Source organism: Streptomyces venezuelae (assembly GCF_008642315.1).
Classification (GTDB): Bacteria; Actinomycetota; Actinomycetes; order Streptomycetales; family Streptomycetaceae; genus Streptomyces; species Streptomyces venezuelae_D.
On record NZ_CP029192.1, the window covers coordinates 7,429,459 to 7,445,748 of the forward strand.

A 16,290-nucleotide genomic window follows, 5' to 3' on the forward strand; every position below is an offset into this window, starting at 1 on the left:
TCGGACCACTTCAGCACTCGGACCCATTTCAGCAGCGGAGCACCTTTGAACGACCAGCCGAACCGGCGACCCCGCAAGCCTTCCGGGAAGTCCGGCAAGCCCTACCGCCGCCCCCAGAAGGACCCCGTCCGCTACCTCGCCTTCGAGGCGCTGCGGGCGGTCGACGAGCGCGACGCGTACGCCAACCTCGTCCTGCCGCCCCTCCTCAAGAAGGCGCGCGACAAGGGCGACTTCGACACGCGGGACGCGGCGCTCGCCACCGAGCTGGTCTACGGAACGCTCCGCCGCCAGGGGACGTACGACGCGATCGTCGCGGCCTGCATCGACCGGCCGCTGCGCGAGGTCGACCCGCCGGTCCTCGACGTGCTCAACCTCGGCGTGCACCAGCTGCTCGGCACGCGCATCCCGACGCACGCGGCCGTCTCCGCCTCGGTGGAGCTGGCCCGCGTGGTGCTCGGCGACGGGCGCGCCAAGTTCGTCAACGCCGTGCTGCGCAAGGTCTCCCAGGACGACCTCGACGGCTGGGTGGAGAAGGTCGCGCCGCCCTACGACGAGGACGCCGAGGACCACCTCGCCATCGTCCACTCCCACCCGCGCTGGGTCGTCTCGGCGCTGTGGGACTCGCTCGGCGGTGGCCGCGCCGGCATCGAGGACCTGCTGGAGGCGGACAACGAGCGGCCCGAGGTGACGCTCGTGGCGCGCCCCGGCCGCACCACCGCCGACGAACTCCTCGACTCCGTCGGCGAGGACTCCGCGCTGCCCGGGCGCTGGTCGCCGTATGCCGTGCGGCTCAGCGAGGGCGGCGAACCCGGCTCCCTGGAGGCCGTGCGCGAGGGGCGCGCGGGCGTCCAGGACGAGGGCAGCCAGCTGGTCGCGCTCGCACTCGCGAACGCCCCGCTGGACGGGCCCGACGAGAAGTGGCTCGACGGCTGCGCGGGCCCCGGCGGCAAGGCGGCCCTGCTCGCCGGACTCGCCGCCCAGCGCGGCGCCGCGCTGCTCGCCTCCGAGAAGCAGCCGCACCGGGCCGGCCTCGTCGCCCAGGCGCTCGCCGGGAACCCCGGCCCCTACCAGGTCATCGCGGCCGACGGCACCCGCCCGCCGTGGCGGCCCGGCACCTTCGACCGCGTCCTGATGGACGTGCCCTGCACGGGACTCGGCGCCCTGCGCCGCCGCCCCGAGGCCCGCTGGCGTCGCCGCCCGCAGGACCTGGACGGCTTCGCGCCGCTCCAGCGCGCGCTGCTGCGCAACGCGTTGGAGTCGGTGCGGGTCGGCGGCATCGTCGGGTACGCCACGTGCTCCCCGCACCTCGCCGAGACGCGGGCCGTCGTGGACGACGTCCTCAAGCACGGCGGCGGCGCCGAACTCGTCGACGCGCGGCCGCTGATGCAGGGCGTTCCGGCGCTGGGCGACGGCCCCGACGTACAGCTGTGGCCGCATCTGCACGGGACGGACGCGATGTACCTGGCGCTGATCCGGCGCACCGCCTGACCTGGCGCACCGTCTGATCGCGCCGTCCGACCGCATCGTCTGATCCGGCGCACCGCCCGGCCCCTCGCTCGGGGTGACCCCTCGCTCCGGGTGACAGCTCGGGCGCGGTTGGCGCGTCCGCCGTGTGCGGGCTCGTCGCCGCCCTAGAGTCTCCGTTCGTCACCCGGTTCCACCGCACCGGGACCGTGTGCTTCGGAGGGGCGGGGAGTGAGGCCGGTCAGCGCGGCGCCGCCGGATCCGACGGAGTCACGGTCCGACGTACGGGCCACGTGGCGGGCCCGGCTGCGCGAGGCCGTCGTGCCGCTCGCCGGGCGTGGTTTCCGGCTGCACTGGTGCGGCTGCCTGTTGTCGTGGGCGGGTTCGGCCGTCGCCCCGCTGGCGCTCGCTTTCGCCGCGCTCGCCACCGGCGGTGGCCCGCAGACCCTGGGGATCGTGCTCGCGGCCGGCGTCCTGCCACAGATCGTCCTGCTGCCGCTCGGTGGCGTGATCGCAGACCGGTACCACCGCTTCCGGGTGATGGTGTGGTGCAACGTCGTGTGCGCGCTCGTCGAGACGGCGGCCGCGTGTCTGCTCTGGTCGGGAGCCGTCCACACCTGGCAGCTCGCGGTCACGTCGGGGGTGTGCGGCTCGGCGAGCGCCTTCTTCGTGCCTGCGGCGGACGGTGCCGTCGTCGAGGTGGTGCCGACCGGACAGCGGCGCACGGCCAACGCCCTCCTGAAGTTCGGGCAGAACATGGGGAAGATGGCGGGACCGGCGCTCGGCGGCGTGCTCATCGCCGCGGCGGGCCCGGCCCTGGCGCTCGTCTGGGACGCGGTGACGTTCGCGGTGTCTGCCGTGCTGTTCGCGCGGATCAAGGTGGACCGGGCGGCCGTACGTCCGGACTCCGCGGCGCCACGCGAGGGCAGGCCGGGTAGGGGCCTGCGGGGTGAGATGGGACGCGGCTGGCAGGAGGTGTGGCAGCGGCGCTGGCTGGCGGTGATGGTGTGCCAGGCCGCCGTGACCGGCTCCGCGTGGCTGGCGGGCTACCAGATGCTGGGGCCCCTGTACGCGCAACGGGTCCTCGGCGGGGCCGCGCTGTGGGGCGTGGTCGTGTCCGCGTTCACCGGCGGTCTGATCGCGGGGGCCGCGCTGGCACTCGCGTGGCGGCCGTCCGCCGCGGGTGCCGTCGTGTGCGGGGGGACGGTGATGCTGGCCCTGCCCCTCGCGGCGATGGCCGTCCGTGCCCCGCTGCCCGCGCTGGTGGCCGCCTTCGTTGTGGCGGGTGCGGGCCTGGAGCTCGCCATGGTCGTATGGCTCTCGCTGCTCCAGGAACGCATCCCGGGCGACCGGCTCAGCCGGGTCCTGTCGTACTCGACGCTCGGCCAGATGCTGCCCGTACCCGTCGCCTACCTCCTGACCGGGCCCGTGGCCGCCCGGCTCGGACTGGACACCACCCTCGTCTGGGCGGCTGCCGTCGTCATGGCCGCCGCGCTGCTCCCGCTGGTCCTGCCACAGGTGCGGCGCCTCACCATCACGCCCACGACAAGGCCTTAGTCCCCACGCCGTGCCAGCGGATGCGGCCACCACACCTTCGGCCCCACGTCCAGGAACAGCGCCGTCACCAGGACCGAACGGACGACGAAGGTGTCGAGAAGGACGCCGAGCGCCACCGCGAAGCCGATCTCGGCGAACGCCACCATCGGGAGCGTGCCGAGCGCCGCGAACGTGCCCGCGAGGACCAGGCCCGCCGAGGTGATCACCGCGCCGGTCGCGGCGAGGCCGGTCAGGACGCCCGCGCGCGTGCCCTGGTGGCCCGCCTCCTCACGGATGCGGGTCGACAGGAAGATGTTGTAGTCGATGCCGAGTGCCACCAGGAACACGAAGACGAAGAGCGGGAAGTCCGTCGGCTCGCCCGCGTAGTCGAAGAGGTGGCGGAAGGCCAGCGCGCTGAGGCCGAGGGCCGTCGCGAAGGACAGGACCACCGTCGCGATGAGCAGCAGCGGGGCCACCACCGCGCGCAGCAGCACCGCGAGGATCAGCAGGACCACGGCGAGGACGAGCGGGATGATCAGTTTGTTGTCGTGGGCCGTGGCGCGGTCCATGTCGAGCAGGGCCGCCGTGCCGCCGCCCACCCGCGCGTCCGCGTCGGGTACGGCGTGGACGGCGTCGCGCACCCGTTCCACCGTCCGTTTCGCGGCCGCGCTGTCGGACGGATCGGTCAGCGTCGCCTCGAACAGCACCTTGCCGTCGTGCTCGGCCTTCGTCCCCGGCGGCCGTGCGACACTCGCGGGCACCACGCCGCGCGTGTCCCGTACGACGCGGACGACGGCGTCGTCCTGCGCCTGACCGGCCACGATCACCAGCGGATCGCCGGAGCCCGCGGGGAAGTGCCGTGCGAGGACCTCCTGGCCGGTGATCGAGTCCGGCTTGTCGGTGAAGGCGTCGGCGTTGCTGAGGCCCTCGGCCCGCAGTTGCAGGAGCCCGAGCGAGAGGAGTGCGAGGGTCGCCGCCGTGACGCCCCAGATCAGCCGCGGGCGGCGGTCGATGCGCCGGCCCGTGCGCGCCCACAGGCCGCGCTCGGTCGGTTCGGGGGAGCCGACGTGCGGGATCAGCGGCCAGAAGAACCACCGGCCGAAGATGACGAGCAGGGCGGGGAAGAGCGACAGCATCGCCAGGAGCCCCACCGTGACGCCGATCGCGGCGACCGGGCCGAGGCCGCTCGTCGAGTTCATCTCGGCGGCCAGCAGCACCAGCATGCTCAGGACGACCGTCGCGCCCGACGCGAGGACCGCGGGACCCGCCCGGTGCAGGGCGAGGGCCATCGCCTCGTGGCGGTCCTCGTGGCGGCGGAGTTCTTCGCGATAGCGAGCGACCAGGAGGAGCGCGTAGTCGGTGCCCGCGCCGAAGACGAGGACCGTCAGGATGCCCGCGCTCTGGCCGTTGACGGTGAGGTCGGCGTGCTCGGCGAGGAGGTAGACGAGGGCCTGGGCCGTGAACAGCGCGGTGATCACGGAGAGCAGCGGGGCGAGGAGCAGCGTCGGGCTGCGGTAGGTGAACAGCAGGATGACGATCACGATGCCGGCCGCCGCGAGCAGCAGCGTCGAGTCGATGCCCTCGAAGGCCTCCGCCGAGTCCGCGCCGGTGCCGCCGGGCCCGGTGATGTGCACGGCGAGGCCGTCGCCGCCGTTCCCGACCCGTTCCCGGATGCTGTCGACGGCGGGTCCGATGCGCTCCCAGCCCTCGGCGTCCATGGTGATCGGGACGGCCACCTGAGCCGCCTCGGGGTTCGCCTTCTCGTCGTACACGGGGCCGCGGGTCTCGGCGCCGCGGATGCCGTGGGCGCGCAGTTCCCCGGCCTGGCGGACGTCCTCGGTGATCTGCTCGCGGTCCGCCGCGGTGAGGCCGCCTTCGCGTGCGTACACGACGATCGCCGGGATCACCTCGGGCCTGAACTCGGCCGAGATGTCCAGTACTTGGGTCGATTCGGCGGAGCCGGGCAGCCAGGACTCCGCGTCGTTCTCCTGGGCGTCGGTGAGCTTCTGGGCCAGGGGCGCCGCGACGATGATCACCACCAGCCAGAACAGCACCACCAGCCACTTGGCGCGCCGCCCGCAGACCAGCCACGCGACGCCGCGCCGCTCCTGCCGCCGTTCCTCCGCCATGGCTTCCCCCCGCTTGCCGTGCGCGGTGCCGCTGGACCGTCCAGCATGGCACTCGGCACGCGGTCGCGGGAGCCACCGTGCCCATGCGGTGGACTGCGGTCAGCAACGAGCGCCGGGCATGGCAGGCTTGGGGCATGGCCGTGCAGATCAACCCCAGCATCCTGTCCGCGGACTTCGCCCGTCTTGCCGAGGAGGCAAAGGCAGTCGAAGGCGCCGACTGGCTCCACGTCGACGTGATGGACAACCACTTCGTCCCGAACCTCACGCTCGGGGTGCCGATCGTAGAGTCGCTGGCCCGTGCGACGGACACGCCTCTGGACTGCCATCTGATGATCGAGGACCCCGATCGCTGGGCCCCGCAGTACGTCGAGGCGGGCGCCGGGTCCGTCACCTTCCACGCGGAGGCGGCCGCGGCCCCGGTCCGGCTCGCGCGCGAGATCCGCGCCAAGGGCGCCCGCGCCTCGATGGCGCTGAAGCCCGCGACGCCCATCGAGCCGTTCGAGGATCTGCTCCCCGAGCTCGACATGCTGCTGATCATGACGGTCGAGCCCGGCTTCGGTGGCCAGGCGTTCCTCGACATCATGCTGCCCAAGATCCGCCGCACCCGTGAGCTGATCGCCAAGCACGGCCTGGAGATGTGGCTGCAGGTCGACGGCGGCGTCTCGGCCGAGACCATCGAGCGCTGCGCCGAGGCCGGGGCCGACGTCTTCGTCGCCGGCTCCGCGGTCTACGGCGCCAAGGATCCCGCGGACGCGGTACGTTCATTGCGCACCCAAGCCGAGGCAAAGACCGCGTCAAGCGGCTGGGCGTGCGACCACTGAGCCAAGGGAACGTGAACGCAGTCCGCCAGGGCTGATCGACCAGGCCGGATCTGCAAGGATGAACGGCGAATCCAGTTTGTGAACAGCAGTGAGGAGAGCGCCGTGTCGGCCATGTCGGCGGGTCGGTCAGCCATGCGGATGGGACCCGCGGAGCTGGTGCAGGCGGCGGCCATGGCCCGCCGCTTCTACCTCGAGGGCAAGTCCAAGATCCAGATCGCCGAGGAGTTCGGCGTCAGCCGCTTCAAGGTGGCGCGGGTCCTGGAGACCGCCCTGGAGCGTGATCTCGTGCGTATCGAGATCCGGGTGCCCGCCGAGCTGGACGCGGAGCGCTCGGACGCGCTGCGCGCCCGCTACGGCCTGCGGCACGCCGTCGTCGTGGAGTCGCCGGCGCCCGCCGACGAGATCGACGAGTCGCCCGACCCGGAGAACCTCGGGGAGGTGGCGGCGGACCTCCTCGGCGAGCTCGTCACCGAGGGCGACGTGCTCGGCCTCGCCTGGGGCCGCTCCACGATCCACATGGCGGCCGCGCTGGACCAGCTGCCGCCCTGCACGGTCGTGCAGCTGACGGGTGTGTACGACGCCGGGACCGCGGAGCGCGGCTCCGTCGAGGCCGTCCGCCGCGCCGCCCAGGTGTCCGGCGGCGAGGCCCACCCCATCTATGCGCCGATGCTGCTGCCCGACCCCGCGACCGCGGCGGCGCTGCGCAACCAGACCGGCATCGCCCGCGCCTTCGAGTACTTCGACAAGGTCACGGTCGCCTGCGTCTCCATCGGCTCCTGGGAGCCGGGGATCTCCACCGTCCACGACATGCTCAGTGACGAGGAGCGGGCGCACTACGCCTCGCTGGGCGTCGCCGCGGAGATGTCGGCCCACCTGTTCGACGCCGAGGGGCGTCGGGTCGGGCGGGACCTCGGGGAGCGGTGCATCACCGTCGAGGCGGATCGGCTCCGGCGGATTCCGGAAGTCGTCGCCATCGCGGGCGGGCAGCGGAAGGCTGCCGCCATCGACGCGGTGCTGCGGTCCGGGCTTGTCACCAGCCTGGTGACGGACACGGCTGCTGCCGATCAGTTGCTTGTCGCCGGGGCCGCGCCTCGGCCCGCACTTGATCGGGCGGATCCGGACGGGAGCTGAGCGTCTGCGGGTCGTGGGGGTTGTTCGCGCAGTTCCCCGCGCCCCTTACGGGGCGCCGTGGCAAGGTCTGACGCATGGTGTACCGGTTCGTTCCCCGCGCCCTGGGGGTTCTGCTCGCCTGCTTCGCGGTTTTCGTCGCCGGGTGCTCGTCCGCGGGCGGCGACCGGGACGCCCCCGCCTGGGCCCGTGGCATGGCCACCGTCCAGGCCGAGCGGCTGCCCGGTGAGGCGCGGCAGACGTTGCGTCTCATCGACGACGGGGGCCCCTTCCCGTACCCGAAGGACGGCACCGTCTTCGGCAACTTCGAGCGCGAGCTGCCGCGGCAGAAGCGTGGGTACTACCACGAGTACACCGTCCGCACGCCCGGCGAGCGGGGGCGCGGGGCTCGGCGGATCGTCACCGGGAGCGGTGACGAGGTCTACTACACCGACGACCACTACGCGTCCTTCAAGGCGGTGCTGAGGCGATGACGACCCACGACGCGGGCGGGGACCCGTTCACGCCCGTGCTGGAGGCCGTGCGCGGCGCAGGATGGGCCACCACGACGCTCTCCCTCTCGGGTGTGACGGACAAGGCCGCCTTCATGGAGCGCTGCGCCCGCGGGCTCGGCCTGCCCGACTGGTTCGGGCGCAACTGGGACGCGCTCGCCGACTGCCTCACCGATCTGTCGTGGGAGCGGCCCGCGCGCGGGAGGCTGCTCGTCGTATCCGGATGGCAGGAGTACGCGGACGCGGCGCCGGGGGAGTGGCGGATCGCCCAGGACGTGTTCTCCTCGGCCGTCGAGCACTGGCGGGGGGCGGCGGAAGGCGGTCTTGAGATCGTGCTCGCGCTCGGTCCCGCCGACAGCGCCGACAGCGCCGACAGCGCCGACTGTGCCGACTGTGCCGACACGGAGCGTGGCGGCGACTGAACCCGCTGTTCCGTTTCCGGCTGCTCCTTGGATGATCGGACCAGTGCCCCACCGGCCCGCCTGGGTGATCGTCCCAGGCGGCACAACCCCGGCGGCATGGGAGAATGAAGTACGTGCTTTTCCCCCGGCTACCTGTCCGGGGGCCACCTCTGATCGACTGGGATGAGCAGCACGTGCGCTTCCTCAATGACATCCAGCCTGCGTACGACCTGACGTACGACGACGTCTTCATGGTCCCGAGGCGCTCCGCCGTCGGATCCCGCCAGGGCGTGGACCTCTCGTCGCCCGACGGCACCGGCACCACGATCCCGCTGGTCGTCGCCAACATGACCGCGATCGCCGGCCGCCGCATGGCCGAGACCGTCGCCCGCCGCGGCGGCCTCGTCGTCATCCCCCAGGACATCCCGATCGAGGTCGTCACCGAGGTCGTCTCCTGGGTCAAGACGCGCCACCACGTCCTGGACACCCCCATCGTCCTGGCCCCCACGCAGACCGTCGCCGACGCGCTCGCCCTGCTGCCCAAGCGCGCGCACGACGCCGGTGTCGTCGTCGACGCCGACCAGAAGCCCCTCGGCGTCGTCACGGACGCCGACCTCTCCGGCGTCGACCGCTTCACGCAGCTCTCCGAGGTCATGTCCCGGGACCTGCTGCTCCTGGACGCCGACATCGACCCGCGCGACGCCTTCAACAAGCTGGACGCCGCCAACCGGCGCTACGCCCCTGCGGTGGACAAGGACGGCCGCCTCGCCGGCATCCTCACCCGTACGGGCGCCCTGCGCGCGACGCTCTACACCCCGGCCGTCGACGCCGACGGCGGCCTGCGCATCGCCGCGGCCGTCGGCATCAACGGTGACGTGGCGGGCAAGGCCAAGCAGCTCCTCGACGCGGGCGTCGACACGCTCGTCGTCGACACCGCGCACGGCCACCAGGAGTCGATGATCTCCGCGGTGAAGGCCGTGCGCGCGCTCGACCCGCAGGTCCCGATCGTGGCGGGCAACATCGTCGCCGCCGAGGGCGTCCGCGACCTCATCGAGGCCGGCGCCGACATCATCAAGGTGGGTGTCGGCCCCGGCGCCATGTGCACCACCCGCATGATGACCGGCGTGGGCCGCCCGCAGTTCTCCGCGGTGCTCGAATGCGCCGCCGAGGCCAAGAAGTTCGGCAAGCACGTCTGGGCCGACGGCGGTGTCCGCCACCCGCGCGACGTCGCCATGGCGCTCGCCGCCGGCGCGTCGAACGTCATGGTCGGCTCCTGGTTCGCGGGCACCTACGAGTCCCCGGGCGACCTCCAGCACGACGCCCAGGGCCGCGCCTACAAGGAGTCGTTCGGCATGGCCTCCGCCCGTGCCGTGCGCAACCGCACCTCCGAGGAGTCCGCGTACGACCGCGCCCGCAAGGCGCTCTTCGAGGAGGGCATCTCGACCTCCCGCATGTTCCTCGACCCGGCACGGCCCGGCGTCGAGGACCTGATCGACTCGATCATCGCGGGCGTCCGCTCCTCCTGCACGTACGCGGGCGCGGCCTCCCTGGAGGAGTTCGCCGAGAGGGCCACGGTCGGCATCCAGAGCGCCGCCGGTTACGCGGAGGGCAAGCCGCTGCACGCCAGCTGGAGCTGACCCTTCCCGACCTGCACGAAGGCCCCCGCGGTGCGTCCGCGGGGGCCTTCGTCGTGCTCCCGGTGACGGGCGGAACGCAACGGACGAAACGGACCGCGCAACGAAGAGACGCATATGACGGAAGTGCGCAATGATCATTCGGCGGTACGCAAGGTTGCTGCATTACGGTCGGGAAGCCATGGACTCTAGAGTCAGGCGCTGAACGTGGTGTGGCGGGGACTGCCTGCTCGGTGGTTCCCGTCGCCAAGCGCGGGTGCCGTGGGTCCTCGCCGCCCTGACCGGCAGCGATGAAGGAGCCAGCGCGTGCTCGACCAAGGCGCACCCCCGCAGAACCGCCCAAGCCCCCCGGGCAGCCCTGGCCTCGCCGGCCGTCTCATGCGCCGCAAGCCGGTGGAACGCCTGGTCGAGGAGGGTGGCCAGGGCGAGGGAGGGGCGCTGCGGCGCTCCCTCGGCATGTGGCAGCTGACCATGATCAGCATCGGCGCCACGCTCGGCACCGGCATCTTCGTCGTCCTCGGCGAGAGCGTCCCCAAGGCCGGTCCCGCCGTCACCATCTCCTTCGTGATCGCCGGACTCACCGCGCTCTTCTCCGCGCTGTCGTACGCGGAGCTGGCCGGCTCCATCCCGGTGGCCGGTTCCTCGTACTCGTACGCGTACGCAACGATGGGTGAACTCGTCGCCTGGGTCTGCGGCTGGTGCCTCGTCCTGGAGTACGGCGTCTCGGTCGCCGCGGTCGCGGTCGGCTGGGGCGAGTACCTCAACGAGCTGCTCGACGGGACCATCGGCGTCACCATCCCCGACGCGCTCTCCGCGGCGCCCGGCGAGGTCGACGGCGCGATCATCAACCTGCCCGGCCTGATCGTCGTACTGCTCGCCATGGTGTTCCTGCTCGGTGGCGCCAAGGAGTCGGCGACGGCCAACACGATCATGGTCGTCGTGAAGATCGCCGCGCTCGTGCTCTTCTGCACCATCGGCTTCATGGGCTTCAAGTCCGGCAACTACTCGGACTTCATGCCGCTCGGCACGGCCGGTGTCAGCGCCGCCGCCGCGAGCCTCTTCTTCTCCTACATCGGCTTCGACGCCGCCTCCACCGCGGGCGAAGAGGCCAAGAACCCGCAGCGCGACCTGCCCCGCGCGATCATGCTGTCGCTGGTCATCGTCACCGCCCTCTACGTCCTGGTCGCCGCCGTCGCCGTCGGCGCCTGGAACTGGAAGGACTTCGAGGGCTCCGAGGCCACGCTCGCCGCGATCATGAACGACGTCAGCGGCCAGCACATGTGGGGCACGATCCTCGCCGCGGGCGCGGTCATTTCCATCGCCTCCGTCGTCCTCACCGTCCTCTACGGCCAGACCCGCGTCCTGTTCGCCATGTCCCGCGACGGACTGGTCCCCAAGGCGTTCGGCAGGGTCAGCAAGAAGACGGGCACGCCCCGCGTGAACACCGTCATCGTGTCGCTGTTCTGCGGGGCGCTCGCCTCCGTCATCCCGCTCGGCAAGCTCGTCGACGCCACCAGCATCGGCACCCTGTTCGCCTTCGGTCTGGTCAACATCGCCGTGGTCGTGCTGCGCAGGACCCGCCCGGACATGCCGCGCACCTTCCGGGTGCCGCTCGGCTGGCTCTTCCCCGTGCTCGGCTTCGGCTTCTGCGCGTACAACATGTTCAGCCTCGACTCCGCCACCTGGAAGGTCTTCGGTGTCTGGATGGCCGTCGGCCTCGTGTTCTACTTCCTGTACGGCATGAGCCGCTCCCGATTGGCCACAGCAGAGAAGTGATCCACCCCCCGTGCGACTGAACGATCTCGACGAACGCATCGTGCACGCCCTCGCCGAGGACGCCCGCCGCTCCTACGCCGACATCGGCCAGCTGGTCGGACTCTCCGCGCCCGCCGTGAAGCGGCGCGTGGACCGGCTGCGGGCCACCGGGGCCATCACCGGCTTCACGGTCCGCGTGGACCCGGCGGCCCTCGGCTGGGAGACCGAGGGGTTCATCGAGATCTACTGTCGCCGCAACACCTCACCGGAGGCGATCCAGCGAGGCCTGGAGCGCTACCCGGAGATCGCGTCCGCGTCCACCGTCACCGGTGACGCGGACGCGATCGTGCAGGTCTTCGCCGCGGACATGCGGCACTTCGAACGGGTCCTCGAGCGCATCGCGGGGGAGCCGTTCGTGGAGCGGACGAAGTCCGTGCTCGTGCTCTCGCCCCTGATGCGCCGCTTCTCTTCGGGGTCTCCGGCCTAGTTCCCGGCGTTCCCGGCTTCCTGCGGCTCCGGGTACGGGACCTTCCACGGGACGACGTCCGAGTCGCCCGTGCCCTTCCTGACCTTCTCGTAGGGGGCCGAGCTCGCGCACAGCGCCAGGGTGTCGGGTTGGCCCTGGGTGGCTCCGTAGGCCGCCCAGCTGTATCCGACGCGATCGTTGCGACCCCGGTCGTCGACGGTGAAGCCGACGCGCTTGCCCTTCATCTTCTTGAAGTTGCCCTCGGTGATGATGCCGGTCGCCGTGGCGACCTTGCCGCCCGTCATCAGGCAGTCGACACGGCCCTTCGCCCAGCCGCCCTCGCCGCCCGGCCTGTCGAGGTGGACGAAGTGGAAGGTGCCGGTCGCCCCGCCGCCCCCACGGTCAGCAGCGACGCGGCGGCCACGGCGATGGCGCGGGGGTGCGGGGTGGCTGTGCGGATCATGGAAAGCCTCCGTCTCGGAGTCCGTGCACCCGGTCCGTCCGGGCGTGATCACGTTCTCGCGGAAGGGGGTTCCGGCACGTCCGGCCACGGGCCCCACTCCTCTTCCACCGCGCGGCGGGGAGCCTCACCCGCACCCTGCGCCTGCAGGAAGACCCCCTTGATACCCGGGGCCCATGCCGACGCGCAACGAATCGCCGCGCACACCCCGCCACGCGCAACAGATCACGCAGCTGCCCGCAACGGTCGCGCCTTGTCCGGGCACAGCCGCCGACCGTACCGTCTTACCGACCCCGCCTTCCCCTTCGCACGCCCCGAGGATCCGCCATGCCTGCGCTGCGCACCGCCCTGCTCCAGAGCTCCGGGCAGCCCGGTTCCGTCGACGCGAACCTCGCGGCACTCGACGCGGCCGCCGGACGCGCCGCCGCGGCGGGCGCCGGGCTGCTCGTGGCGCCCGAGCTGTACCTCACGGGGTACGCGATCGGCGACGACATCGCCCGGCTCGCCGAGCCCGTCGACGGGGATTCCGCGAAGGCCGTCGCCGCGATCGCGGCCCGCCACGAGGTCGGCGTCGCCTACGGCTACCCGGAGCGCGAGGGCGACCTGGTCTTCAACTCCGTCCGGCTGATCGGCCCGGACGGGGCCCGCCTCGCGAACTACCGCAAGACCCACCTCTTCGGCGGCTTCGAGCGCGACTCCTTCACCCCCGGCGAGCAGACCGTCGTCCAGGCCGAGCTCGGCGGCGTCCGCGTCGGCCTGATGATCTGCTACGACGTGGAGTTCCCGGAGAACGTCCGCGCGCACGCCCTCGCGGGCACCGACCTGCTCGTCGTGCCGACCGCGCAGATGCACCCCTTCCAGTTCGTCGCCGAGTCCCTCGTGCCGGTGCGCGCCTTCGAGAACCAGCTGTACGTCGCGTACGTCAACCGAGTCGGACCCGAGGGGGAGTTCGAGTTCGTCGGGCTCTCCACGCTGGTCGGTCCCGACGGTGTGGCGCGCGCCCGTGCGGGCCGCGGCGAGGAGCTCGTCCTCGGCGACGTCGACCCGGAGTTCCTGGGCTCCTCCCGCGAGAACAACCCGTACCTGCGCGACCGCCGCCCCGGCCTGTACGCGTCCCTCGTCTGAGCCCTCCCCCCCCCGCAGCCCCGCAGCCTTCTGCTTCAGTTCCCCCGCAAGGAGTCCGTACCCCATGACGTCCACTGTGCCCACGGCCATCCAGCACACCGACGCCCAGCCGCCGATCACCATGTTCGGTCCGGACTTCCCTTACGCCTACGACGACTTCCTCGCCCACCCCGCGGGCCTCGGCCAGATACCCGCGACCGAGCACGGCACCGAGGTCGCCGTCATCGGCGGCGGTCTCTCCGGCATCATCGCCGCGTACGAGCTGATGAAGATGGGCCTCAAGCCCGTCGTCTACGAGGCCGACCAGATCGGCGGCCGGCTGCGTACCGTCGGCTTCGACGGATGCGACGCCGACCTGACCGCCGAGATGGGCGCGATGCGCTTCCCGCCGTCGTCGACGGCGCTGCAGCACTACATCGACCTGGTGGGCCTGAAGACCAGCGCGTTCCCCAATCCGCTCGCCGAGTCGACCCCCTCCACAGTCGTCGACCTCAAGGGCGAGTCGCACTACGCCGAGACGGTCGAGGACCTGCCGCAGGTCTACCGTGACGTCGCGAAGGCGTGGAACGACTGCCTCGAAGAGGGTGCGGACTTCTCCGACATGAACCGCGCCCTGCGCGAGCGCGACGTGCCGAAGATCCGCGAGATCTGGGCGAAGCTCGTCGAGAAGCTCGACAACCAGACGTTCTACGGCTTCCTCTGCGACTCCGAGGCGTTCAAGTCCTTCCGGCACCGCGAGATCTTCGGCCAGGTCGGCTTCGGCACGGGAGGCTGGGACACGGACTTCCCGAACTCCATCCTGGAGATCCTGCGCGTCGTCTACACCGAGGCCGACGACCACCACCGCGGCATCGTCGGCGGCAGCCAGCAGCTGCCGCTGCGCCTGTGGGACCGCGAGCCGCAGAAGATCGTGCACTGGGAGCCGGGCACGTCCCTGTCGTCGCTGCACGAGGGCGGCGCGCCGAAGCCCGCCGTGACCCGTCTCAACCGCACCGCCGGGAACCGCGTGACGGTCACGGACGCCTCCGGCGACATCCGCACCTTCCAGGCCGCGATCTTCACGGCCCAGTCGTGGCTGCTGCTCTCGAAGATCGAGTGCGACGACTCGCTCTTCCCCATCGACCACTGGACGGCGATGGAGCGCACCCACTACATGGAGAGCTCGAAGCTGTTCGTGCCGGTGGACCGGCCGTTCTGGCTGGACAAGGATGAGGAGACCGGCCGTGACGTCATGTCGATGACGCTCACCGACCGGATGACGCGCGGCACCTACCTGCTGGACGACGGGCCGGACAAGCCCGCCGTCATCTGCCTCTCCTACACCTGGTGCGACGACAGCCTGAAGTGGCTGCCGCTGTCGGCGAACGAGCGCATGGAGGTCATGCTCAAGTCGCTCGGCGAGATCTACCCGAAGGTCGACATCCGGAAGCACATCATCGGCAACCCGGTGACCGTGTCGTGGGAGAACGAGCCCTACTTCATGGGCGCGTTCAAGGCGAACCTGCCGGGCCACTACCGCTACCAGCGGCGTCTGTTCACCCACTTCATGCAGGAGTCGCTGCCCGAGGACAAGCGGGGCATCTTCCTCGCGGGCGATGACATCTCCTGGACGGCGGGGTGGGCCGAGGGTGCGGTGCAGACCGCTCTGAACGCGGTGTGGGGCGTCATGCACCACTTCGGTGGGGCGACGGACGCGACGAACCCCGGTCCGGGGGATGTGTACGACTCGATTGCTCCCGTCGAGCTGCCTGAGGACTGAGCACGCCGTTTCGCCCGGGGCGGTGGGCACCTGACGGCCCGTCGTGGCTGGTCGCGCCCACGCGGCGGAGCCGCAGACGACACAGCCCCGCGCCCGTGGGCCGGCCCCTGCGGGGCGGCCCACGCCTACGCCCCCAGCCCGCACCCCCGCGGGCTGGGGGCGACGTCTATACCCCTGCCGCCCTCACCGCCCCGTACACCTCCGCCGCCACGTCCCTCAGCTCCTCCGCGTCCCCCGTGCTGCCCGCCAGGTCGATGAGGATCTCGTCCACCGCGCCCGTGGACGCGTGCGCTGCGAGGTCCTCGACGATCTGGGCGACGTTGCCCTGGAAGGGGGCGCGTCGGGCGCCCTCGTGTGCCTTGGGGGTGTACCGCGTGTTGGCCCGCAGGACGGTGTGGAGCGGGCGCGTCCGGCCCCGCTCGGTGGCCAGTTCCTTCAGGGTCTTGGCCTGTTCGGCGAGGGCTTCGGGGCCCGCCGCCACCGGCATCCAGCCGTCCGCACGGTCCACCAGCCTGCGCAGGGCGCGGGGGCTGTTGGCGGGGAGCAGGACCGGGATCGGCCCGGCGGGCTTGGGTCCGACCACGGACGGCGCGATGGTGGTCAGCTCACCCTCGTACGCCACCGGGTCGGGGCCCCACACCGCACGGCAGACGTCGAGCAGCTCGTCCAGGACCTTGCCGCGCCGCTCGTAGGGGGCGACGGAGGCGGCCGCGTACTCGTCGCGGGACCAGCCCGTGCCGAAGCCCGCGACGACCCGGCCGCCGCTCGCCGCGTCCAACGAGGCCAGCGAGCGCGCCAGTTGGAACGGGATGTGGAGCGGGGCGACCAGTACGCTGGTGCCGAGCCGGGCCCGTTCCGTGGCCGCCGCGGCGAGCGTCAGGGCGATCAGCGGGTCGGCGACCGAGCGGTACGCGTCGGGCCAGGGGCGGCCCGGGATTCCGTACAGGCCCTGTGTGGCGGGCTCGGGGTAGAGGATGCGCTCGTGGACCCACAGGCTTTCGTAGCCCATGTCCTCGGCGGCCCGTGCCACCGCGGGGACGTCGCGTCCGATGTCGTACTGACTGCCCTGGGGCAGGCCCAGTCCGAGAGGGGTCGCCATACCGGTGCTCCTTTGCGTCGGG

Annotated in this window: 14 protein-coding genes; 11 read left to right on the plus strand and 3 right to left on the minus strand. The window is 71.9% G+C overall.

All coding sequences use genetic code 11. The annotated features are described in order from the left end of the window. Positions 1-45 precede the first annotated feature (45 nt). Both DEJ48_RS32865 and DEJ48_RS32870 read left to right on the plus strand, forming a co-directional pair. On the plus strand, positions 46-1,488 hold the full coding sequence (locus DEJ48_RS32865; RefSeq protein ID WP_150219783.1) for an RsmB/NOP family class I SAM-dependent RNA methyltransferase: 1,443 nt from the start codon (positions 46-48) through the stop codon (positions 1,486-1,488). Positions 1,489-1,695: 207 nt separating this feature from the next. After that, on the plus strand, positions 1,696-3,021 hold the full coding sequence (locus tag DEJ48_RS32870; protein WP_223832276.1) for an MFS transporter: 1,326 nt from the start codon (positions 1,696-1,698) through the stop codon (positions 3,019-3,021). Here the strand turns inward: DEJ48_RS32870 and DEJ48_RS32875 are convergent. Further along, positions 3,018-5,129, minus strand: a complete 2,112-nt coding sequence (locus DEJ48_RS32875; protein ID WP_150219784.1) for an MMPL family transporter — start codon at positions 5,127-5,129, stop codon at positions 3,018-3,020. The genes DEJ48_RS32870 and DEJ48_RS32875 overlap by 4 nt on opposite strands. A 134-nt stretch (positions 5,130-5,263) precedes the next feature. On the opposite strand from DEJ48_RS32875, the gene rpe reads away from it, so the two are divergent. The 7 genes from rpe to DEJ48_RS32910 all read left to right on the plus strand — a co-directional run bounded on the left by rpe (position 5,264) and on the right by DEJ48_RS32910 (position 11,846). Beyond that, on the plus strand, positions 5,264-5,950 hold the full coding sequence (gene rpe, locus DEJ48_RS32880) for a ribulose-phosphate 3-epimerase (protein ID WP_150219785.1): 687 nt from the start codon (positions 5,264-5,266) through the stop codon (positions 5,948-5,950). A gap of 78 nt (positions 5,951-6,028) precedes the next feature. Then, the gene (locus DEJ48_RS32885) at positions 6,029-7,081 is read left to right on the plus strand and encodes a sugar-binding transcriptional regulator (RefSeq protein WP_150219786.1); all 1,053 of its coding nucleotides are present in this window, start codon (positions 6,029-6,031) and stop codon (positions 7,079-7,081) included. Positions 7,082-7,155: 74 nt separating this feature from the next. Continuing rightward, the gene (locus DEJ48_RS32890) at positions 7,156-7,551 is read left to right on the plus strand and encodes a ribonuclease domain-containing protein (protein WP_150219787.1); all 396 of its coding nucleotides are present in this window, start codon (positions 7,156-7,158) and stop codon (positions 7,549-7,551) included. Continuing rightward, positions 7,548-7,991 (plus strand): barstar family protein, encoded by a 444-nt coding sequence (locus DEJ48_RS32895; protein WP_150219788.1) that lies wholly within the window; start codon positions 7,548-7,550, stop codon positions 7,989-7,991. Before DEJ48_RS32890 ends, DEJ48_RS32895 begins: the two co-directional genes overlap by 4 nt. A gap of 173 nt (positions 7,992-8,164) precedes the next feature. After that, a complete protein-coding gene (locus tag DEJ48_RS32900) occupies positions 8,165-9,607 on the plus strand; it encodes a GuaB1 family IMP dehydrogenase-related protein (protein WP_190537735.1) in 1,443 nt (480 codons plus the stop codon). A gap of 303 nt (positions 9,608-9,910) precedes the next feature. After that, positions 9,911-11,380 carry an amino acid permease gene (locus tag DEJ48_RS32905; protein WP_150219789.1) on the plus strand — a complete coding sequence of 490 codons (1,470 nt, stop codon included), beginning with the start codon at positions 9,911-9,913 and terminating at the stop codon, positions 11,378-11,380. 10 nt (positions 11,381-11,390) lie between these two features. Further along, positions 11,391-11,846: an Lrp/AsnC family transcriptional regulator gene (locus DEJ48_RS32910; protein ID WP_055564807.1), complete on the plus strand. Its 456-nt coding sequence runs from the start codon at positions 11,391-11,393 to the stop codon at positions 11,844-11,846. Here DEJ48_RS32910 and DEJ48_RS32915 read toward each other — a convergent pair. After that, positions 11,843-12,376 (minus strand): hypothetical protein, encoded by a 534-nt coding sequence (locus DEJ48_RS32915; RefSeq protein ID WP_150219790.1) that lies wholly within the window; start codon positions 12,374-12,376, stop codon positions 11,843-11,845. The genes DEJ48_RS32910 and DEJ48_RS32915 overlap by 4 nt on opposite strands. A 236-nt stretch (positions 12,377-12,612) precedes the next feature. Between DEJ48_RS32915 and DEJ48_RS32920 the strand changes: the two genes are divergently transcribed. Both DEJ48_RS32920 and DEJ48_RS32925 read left to right on the plus strand, forming a co-directional pair. Continuing rightward, positions 12,613-13,410: a carbon-nitrogen hydrolase family protein gene (locus DEJ48_RS32920; RefSeq protein ID WP_190537738.1), complete on the plus strand. Its 798-nt coding sequence runs from the start codon at positions 12,613-12,615 to the stop codon at positions 13,408-13,410. A 64-nt stretch (positions 13,411-13,474) separates the two neighbouring features. Continuing rightward, entirely contained in the window at positions 13,475-15,169 is a 1,695-nt protein-coding gene (locus DEJ48_RS32925; protein ID WP_150219791.1) for a flavin monoamine oxidase family protein, read from the plus strand. Between the two features lie 166 nt (positions 15,170-15,335). Here DEJ48_RS32925 and DEJ48_RS32930 read toward each other — a convergent pair whose 3' ends face one another. Further along, positions 15,336-16,268: a TIGR03619 family F420-dependent LLM class oxidoreductase gene (locus DEJ48_RS32930; RefSeq protein ID WP_150219792.1), complete on the minus strand. Its 933-nt coding sequence runs from the start codon at positions 16,266-16,268 to the stop codon at positions 15,336-15,338. Positions 16,269-16,290 lie beyond the last annotated feature (22 nt).

What these genes read in the sequence shown, in the direction of transcription:
- DEJ48_RS32875 (WP_150219784.1), bottom strand. Translation starts at nt 5,129, where the DNA reads ATGGCGGAGGAACGGCGGCAGGAGCGGCGCGGCGTCGCGTGGCTGGTC.
- rpe (WP_150219785.1), top strand. Translation starts at nt 5,264, where the DNA reads ATGGCCGTGCAGATCAACCCCAGCATCCTGTCCGCGGACTTCGCCCGT.
- DEJ48_RS32890 (WP_150219787.1), top strand. Translation starts at nt 7,156, where the DNA reads ATGGTGTACCGGTTCGTTCCCCGCGCCCTGGGGGTTCTGCTCGCCTGC.
- DEJ48_RS32895 (WP_150219788.1), top strand. Translation starts at nt 7,548, where the DNA reads ATGACGACCCACGACGCGGGCGGGGACCCGTTCACGCCCGTGCTGGAG.
- DEJ48_RS32920 (WP_190537738.1), top strand. Translation starts at nt 12,613, where the DNA reads ATGCCTGCGCTGCGCACCGCCCTGCTCCAGAGCTCCGGGCAGCCCGGT.
- DEJ48_RS32925 (WP_150219791.1), top strand. Translation starts at nt 13,475, where the DNA reads ATGACGTCCACTGTGCCCACGGCCATCCAGCACACCGACGCCCAGCCG.
- DEJ48_RS32930 (WP_150219792.1), bottom strand. Translation starts at nt 16,268, where the DNA reads ATGGCGACCCCTCTCGGACTGGGCCTGCCCCAGGGCAGTCAGTACGAC.